This is a genomic window from Parapedobacter defluvii (genome assembly GCF_014642075.1).
GTDB lineage: Bacteria > Bacteroidota > Bacteroidia > Sphingobacteriales > Sphingobacteriaceae > Parapedobacter > Parapedobacter defluvii.
The window spans coordinates 186,642-193,380 of the sequence record NZ_BMIK01000010.1 but is presented as its reverse complement, the minus strand read 5'-3'; the positions used below and the strand labels follow the sequence as shown (position 1 = coordinate 193,380).

At 45.5% G+C, this 6,739-nt stretch carries 9 protein-coding genes; 2 read left to right on the top strand and 7 right to left on the bottom strand.

Features of this window, described 5'->3' with window-relative positions; translation table 11 throughout:
• Positions 1-82: 82 nt before the first annotated feature.
• Both IEX60_RS15200 and gap read right to left on the bottom strand, forming a co-directional pair.
• Positions 83-523 carry a GNAT family N-acetyltransferase gene (locus IEX60_RS15200; RefSeq protein WP_188752102.1) on the bottom strand — a complete coding sequence of 147 codons (441 nt, stop codon included), beginning with the start codon at positions 521-523 and terminating at the stop codon, positions 83-85.
• Positions 516-1,520, bottom strand: coding sequence for a type I glyceraldehyde-3-phosphate dehydrogenase (gap, locus tag IEX60_RS15195; protein WP_188752100.1), 1,005 nt, complete (start codon positions 1,518-1,520; stop codon positions 516-518). The genes IEX60_RS15200 and gap overlap by 8 nt, the downstream gene beginning before the upstream one ends.
• A 94-nt stretch (positions 1,521-1,614) precedes the next feature.
• On the opposite strand from gap, the gene IEX60_RS15190 reads away from it, so the two are divergent.
• Positions 1,615-1,794 carry a hypothetical protein gene (locus IEX60_RS15190; protein WP_188752098.1) on the top strand — a complete coding sequence of 60 codons (180 nt, stop codon included), beginning with the start codon at positions 1,615-1,617 and terminating at the stop codon, positions 1,792-1,794.
• An 85-nt stretch (positions 1,795-1,879) separates the two neighbouring features.
• Positions 1,880-2,728, top strand: a complete 849-nt coding sequence (locus IEX60_RS15185) for a universal stress protein (protein WP_188752096.1) — start codon at positions 1,880-1,882, stop codon at positions 2,726-2,728.
• Positions 2,729-2,733: 5 nt separating this feature from the next.
• Here the strand turns inward: IEX60_RS15185 and IEX60_RS15180 are convergent, their stop codons facing one another.
• From IEX60_RS15180 to IEX60_RS15160, 5 genes are read right to left on the bottom strand one after another with little or no spacing between them, the layout of a single operon-like run.
• Entirely contained in the window at positions 2,734-3,345 is a 612-nt protein-coding gene (locus tag IEX60_RS15180) for a peroxiredoxin family protein (protein ID WP_188752094.1), read from the bottom strand.
• A gap of 19 nt (positions 3,346-3,364) precedes the next feature.
• On the bottom strand, positions 3,365-4,633 hold the full coding sequence (locus IEX60_RS15175; RefSeq protein WP_188752092.1) for an aspartate kinase: 1,269 nt from the start codon (positions 4,631-4,633) through the stop codon (positions 3,365-3,367).
• Between the two features lie 11 nt (positions 4,634-4,644).
• Positions 4,645-5,454, bottom strand: a complete 810-nt coding sequence (locus IEX60_RS15170; RefSeq protein ID WP_188752090.1) for a DUF3298 and DUF4163 domain-containing protein — start codon at positions 5,452-5,454, stop codon at positions 4,645-4,647.
• A gap of 11 nt (positions 5,455-5,465) precedes the next feature.
• Positions 5,466-5,915, bottom strand: coding sequence for a GNAT family N-acetyltransferase (locus IEX60_RS15165; protein WP_188752087.1), 450 nt, complete (start codon positions 5,913-5,915; stop codon positions 5,466-5,468).
• A 35-nt stretch (positions 5,916-5,950) separates the two neighbouring features.
• Positions 5,951-6,616 (bottom strand): YggS family pyridoxal phosphate-dependent enzyme, encoded by a 666-nt coding sequence (locus IEX60_RS15160; RefSeq protein ID WP_188752086.1) that lies wholly within the window; start codon positions 6,614-6,616, stop codon positions 5,951-5,953.
• Positions 6,617-6,739 lie beyond the last annotated feature (123 nt).

Genomic DNA, 6,739 nt, shown 5'->3' with positions numbered 1-6,739 from the left:
ATATTGTGGAAAACGCCGGAATAACAAACTTGCAGAAACAAAAAGGCTGCCTCAAGAAATTACTTTTGAGACAGCCTCTTTTTTATGTGTTCAACCCAAGATACATCACCCGATGTGGCCCGATCAGTGGAATTTCAAATTCCTCTGAAATGAAGTCAAAGCCGAGATGCAGATAAAAACCGTAAGCAACCCTTCTGGCATTGCACCATAAGTAATCTGCATTTAATGCGTGGGTTAAATGTTCAATCGCAACGATTAATAAATCCGACCCTAAGCCTTTACCGCGCCAATCGGGATGTGTTGCCATCCCACGTAAGCGATATCCCACACCTTCATAGTCTTCCAGGGACTCGCGCTGACAAGACAGAATACAAACGATGGTATTTTCTCCGGCTGTGTACCCCAAATGAAACGTCGACTCGTCTTCATCACCCTGAAAATGGCAGGCCGACAACGGCGCGCCGTCCCGGAGTACGCAACTGCGTAAAGGGAGCGTCTCTTCGGCCGTAATGAACCTAACCATTTTTACTGATTTTTACTAGGATGTCTATCAGACGATTCGAATAACCGTATTCATTGTCGTACCATCCCACTACTTTCACCAGTCCGCCTACAACGGATGTCAGCTGTGCATCGAAGATGCAAGAGTAGGGGTTGTTGAGGATGTCAACGGATACGATCGGATCCTCGGTATACTGGAGGACGCCTTTTAGTTCCCCCGTGGCCGCTGCTTTGAAAGCCGCATTGATTGCTTCCACGCTTGGTTGGTTGCGTAGTATACAGGTGAAATCGGTGAGTGATCCATTTAATACCGGTACCCGGATGCCCGCGCCCCCTAATTTGCCTTCTAAGTGAGGAAATACGTTGGTCACGGCTTTGGCTGCACCCGTCGTAGTGGGTATGATAGATGCTGAGGCTGCCCGTGCCCGACGTAGATCGCGATGTGGACCATCGTGTAAGTTTTGATCGCCCGTCATGCTATGTACGGTGGTAATATAACCATCGATGATGCCCCAGTTGTCATCCAGTACTTTGATCAGTGGAGCAACGTTGTTGGTTGTACAAGACGCATTGGACAGCAGTGGCGCGCTCAGATCGATAGCGACATCATTCACTCCTAATACCACCGTTGGAATTTCCCGATCGGGTGAAGGAGCGGAAATGATCACCTGACGTGCGCCTGCAGTCAGATGACTGGAAGCTGTCTCCTTGGTAATGTGTTTCCCGGTTGATTCTATAACGGTGTCGATACTTAACATTTTCCAGGGAATTAACTGCGGTGTACGCTCGTTAAGCACCGAAATCGGATGTCCGTCGACAGCCAATGTGCCTTCCGTTACCTCGACAGTGCCAGGGTAAGGCCCATGTACGGAGTCATATTTAAATAGGTGTGCCAGTGTTTGGGTATCTGCTAAATCGTTAATTGCGACGACGTTGATCCCGGCAGGTTTTTTCAACAATAAGTTACGGAGTGTATTCCGGCCGATACGGCCGAACCCATTGATGGCGATATTGAGCATTTTTGATCGGATTACTGTGACTTAGCCACAGTCAAAGTTACATATTTAACAGGACCACGCGAAACAAAATATGGGGAGTGAGGGTTATAAGTGCATGAGCCAGAAAGAAAAATTTGAACCCAACGATTCGGGTCAACAGCGCCCCAAGGCCAACCAGGTGGTTAAACAAGCCAAAGATCGGGACTATCAACGGAAAGAGCCTGCACTGACGGCTCCGGCGTTAAAACGGAAATTCAGTGAGCAGCCTCCCACATGGCATAATTCAAAGACCTGAAGCAAGGCAATATAACAATGGGATGACATAGTTCATTCGCTTTCATCTTTAATGGAATTAACTTTACAGGAAATTCCAGTAAATCATGAAAACAATTATCGCTGCGACTGACTTTTCCAAAGAAGCGGAAAATGCCGTTACTTATGCTGCTGCGTTGATTCAGCAAATCGGAGGGAAACTTATACTCTTTAATGCGTATAGGCCATCTATTCACGTTTCGAACGCGCGCTTATCACCTAAAGCACTTGATGAATCCGCCAACCGTACGAAAGAACGGTTAGCTCAACAAGCCGCAAAAATTGGCCATACGTATTCTATTACGGTTTCAAGTTACACAAGCCTTATGGGCGACATCGGGGACGAAATTGATTACCTGTTTTCTGTGCATAACGCAGATTTATTGGTGATGGGAATGGCCGCAAAATCCCTTGAGCAGGATCTGTTGGGCAATACCACAACTGCATTGATTCATCAGTTTAAATTCCCGGTGCTAGCGATTCCGTACGGTGCTACGTTCCAAGGGATAGACCGGATTTTGTTTGCATGTGACAATTTACAGGGGATCCAGCGGGTGATTTTGGAAGAGATCAAGGCGTTAGCGCTGGGTATGAAGGCTTCCGTTGAGATTTTTCACGTGAACAATCGCATCCGTAAAATTCAGGAAGAAGGGTTCGATGACGAAGTGATCGCTAAATTCGGAGAAGGGCTGGATGGGGTAACGTATTACTATAAAGACGTAGCATCCAATACTGTGATCAAAGCCATTGCAGATGAACTGAAAAATATCGATGCCGACTTATTGATCATGTTACCCGTGCAATACGGATTTTGGGCTTCGCTCATCCATCGAAGTAAAACACGTATTATGGCTTCCGGTTTGTCGGTACCGCTGTTATCCATTCCGCTGGCAGTTGCCAGGCAAGAGAAGCACTAACGGAACTATTTCCGGATGGCAGCGACCACTTCTGCGATATCCCGCTCGCCGTCCCAGTATTCTTTTAATTGCCCGTCGTTTCCATAAACGTATACGGCTGGGTATTGGGACGGTATATGAAATTTGTTGATGAAATCAGCATTTTTATCATACAGCAACTCGACATTGGCTTTTCCGACTAAGGGCTTTGCATGCGCTTCCAAAAAAGTACTCATCAATGCAGGATCATTCATGGACACAAAATAAAAATTGGCATCTTTTAACTCGTCATAATGTTTGCCTAAATGACCGGCTTCGTGCTGGCAATGGCCACAGGTAGGATCAAAGAGGATAAAAACAAGATTTCCTTTTTTTGCGAGATCTGCCTTAGTAAACTGAATACCGCTTCGCAGTATATAAAATGTAAAATCAGGGATAACCGCTGTTGGCTGTGGCGATTGTGTAACTTGTTGTGGCGCGGCCGTTGGAGGGGCGGTCGCTGATTGTTCTGCGTCCACATTGGCCGATTGAGACTCAACTCCTGAATTAGCAGATTTTGCGCGATTATTGCAGGAAAGCGCTCCTACCGTCAATAAGATGCCGGCTAGCATTACTAAAGAGGTCGTACGTACTGTCATAAAGGCAAAGATAGGGGATTTATATGGATAGTTTACGTACTAAAAGTTGGCAGGTGTAGCTATCCTTTAATTCCAGGATAATTGCTTTCCCCACCAAAACCCGGTCTATCGTTTGTTGATTATAATGACGAATGGTGATAAGTTCCAGCTCCTTCTGGTAGTGCACATCATAACGCTTTCCCAAATCCTCGATCAGCGCAGTTACGTTTTCTCCTGTATCATCTATACTGATGGAAAAATTTACCGCACTGTTGTGCATCATATTTACCTTGATATGATGCTGGTGAAGTTTGCTGAAAATATCACTCAGGTTATCTTCCACTATAAACGAAAAGTCTTTGGGAAGTATCGAAATCAGGATTTGATTGACTTTAAAAATAAAGGAAGGTACGGGCAAGGATTCATTTGATTGCCGTATCTGGGTTCCCTTCCCGTCGGTATCTACGAACGATTTGACATAGAGTGTAATATTTTTGTTTTGTAACGGTTTAATGGTCTTCGGATGGATGACGGTGGCGCCGTAGTAGGTAAGTTCGATGGCATCCAGATAAGATAATTCGGGAATCAACTCCGTTTGGTCGAACCATTTTGGATCGGCATTCAACACACCGGGTACGTCTTTCCAGATGGTTACACTTTCTGCGTCAAGGCTGGCAGCGAAAATTGCCGCCGAGTAATCTGACCCTTCACGGCCCAGGGTGGTTGTGAAATTTTCAGAAGTAGAGCCAATGAAGCCCTGCGTGATGACCAATTGGTCCTTCAATAGTTCAGGCAACCCCTGGCGGATACGCGTTTCGGTGGCTTTCCAGTCTACTCGTCCCTCCCGGTGGGTATTATCGGTAAGGATATAATCCCTTGCATCCACCCATTTACTTTTCAGCCCGACGTCGTTTAGGTAATGGCATACTATTGTGGTGGAAACAAGTTCACCCACAGCGACAATCTGATCATATAGGTAATCATAAGGATCTGCGGGTGGTTCTTCTAATATCCATTCGATTTCTACAAAGCGATTAGCTACCTCATGGTATACAGGGTGGTTGTTGTCGGGAAATAAACGCAGCATAATCGCATGGTGATACTGCTTAGCCTGTTCCAACAGGTCAAATGCATCATCCCGTTGGTTAAAATAGCTTTGTGTAAGCTTTTCCAGTAAGTTGGTCGTCTTACCCATCGCGGAAACCACAATGAGCAGTTTGTCGTGTTGGTGAGTCGATACGATGCGGCTCAGGTTTATCACCCCTTCGGCGTCTCTGACAGACGCACCTCCGAATTTGAATACTTGCATTAATAAAGGCGCTATTTATCAGTTAGTTCAGCAACGATGCGTTTCGCCAGGTCTGTTAATAACCGATCGATTTCTTTATAAGGTACACGCAGCTTGGTTTGTCCGTCAACATACGGCTTGATTTCATAGATATTATATAGGAAGAGCAGGCTGTCCTGTTCGAGGGCAAAGTTGTCGGGAATATGGAATCGACCCTGATCAAAGAAATAGCGATCATCGAGCGGCTGATCAACCGCAAGGTTTTCCTGTTTGCGGAAATAGCGCTCGGCAACGGCGATCAGTTCGTTCTGAAAAGGCTTCGTCACAATGTCATCAAGAATCAATGGCGTATGGTTTGCGAGGTCATAATGGGCAAATACAGTGGCATAGTTACCATGTGCCCCTCCGGTGTAGGTGTAGACGTCTGTAACCAATCCCAGGTAAGTGGGGGTAATGTTATATACTTTTTCATGTGATTCGGAAGTCCAGACGCGTGGAAATGCGTCAGACAAAAAGAATTCGTCAAATTCGTTGACAAATGTGCGGGCAGATCCCTCCACCGTCGCGGTGTCGCTACCCAGAAGCGTTGTCAAAACAAACCGATTAACTGCCGAGTCCTTAAAAGACGGATACGAAACCGCGTAAAAGGAGGTGTCGGTGGTTTCATTGGTTTTCACTATATGGTCGCTGTACAGGACGTAATGCTGATATTCATAGGCTAGCGTATCGGTAGTAACAGCCTGTTTACCTGCATCTGATGACTCAGAATTGAATTGGCAGGCCGAAAAAACACACGCTACGCCGAAGTATATCCAACCTGTATTTATTGTCTTTTTCCGCATAAGTATAAAATCTAAAATTCCAATGAAACGTTTACCCATTCATTATCAAAAGTTGCACCATATTTTCGATAGAAATTAATGGCGGGTTGGTTCCACTCCAAAACCTGCCAAACCATTCCGCTGTATTTTCTTTCTCTGCATAATTTCAAGGTTTCGTCAAAAAGCAACCTGCCAATGCCGTTCCCCCGCATTGTTTCCGTAACGATGATGTCTTCCAGATACAGCCTGCGACCTTTCCAAGTGGAGTATCGAATATAAAAGAGTGACATGCCCACAATGCGGCCATCAACATCCGCAACAAAAGCCTCCCAAACAGGAGATGGGCCAAACCCCGCATCGATAAATTCATCCATATCAACTGTCACTTCATTCGGCGCCCGTTCATAGGTGGCCAACTCTTTGATCAAATCCAACAACTGCGGACAGTCAAATACCTCGGCTTTGCGTATAATTATATCCATTTTTCGCGCTTTTGGCTAATATCATCCACTGCTCATCACCGACCACCAAAAATTGTACTACCCAAACGCACCATCGTGCTGCCCTGCTCAATGGCGATTTTATAGTCGGATGACATTCCCATAGATAATGTATCGAAATATTCGTCATCCTGAAAGAAACTCGCTTTGATGCCATCAAATAGTGACTTCAATTCGTGGAATTCCTCCTTGATTTCCTTCGTATTGGGCGTGTTAGTGGCGATGCCCATAAGCCCTCTGATCCGTACATTTGTCAGTTGGATAAATGCCTCTGAACGTAACAGCTCAATCAATTCAACATGGTCAAGGCCGAATTTGGTTTCTTCTGCGGCGACATGGATCTGCAATAGGCAGTCAACCTCACGGTTGTATTTCTTGGCTTGTTTATCTATTTCTTTTAGCAGTTTCAGGCTGTCTGCGGAGTGGATCATCGCTACGAAGGGGACAACGTACTTCACCTTGTTGCTTTGGAGATGGCCGATGAGGTGCCATTCAATGTCCTTCGGAAGCGTTTCCTGTTTCCGTACTAATTCTTGCACCACGTTTTCGCCGAATGCCCGCTGTCCTGCGTGATAGGCTTCCAGTATTTCTTCGTTTGACTTAGTTTTTGAAACGGCAATGAGGGTTACATTTAAACGGGAGAGTTCGTCTTCGATGGTTTTTATCTGATCGGCTATATCCATAAATCCGGTGCTATTTTTGTAAGTTTGCACAAAACTACAAAACCGGCAGGTATCCGCCAATAGGAGGGCGGTTTTCAGGAGGATATTGTTTATACTGTTGAAACTAAATTGGGTAGTATATAG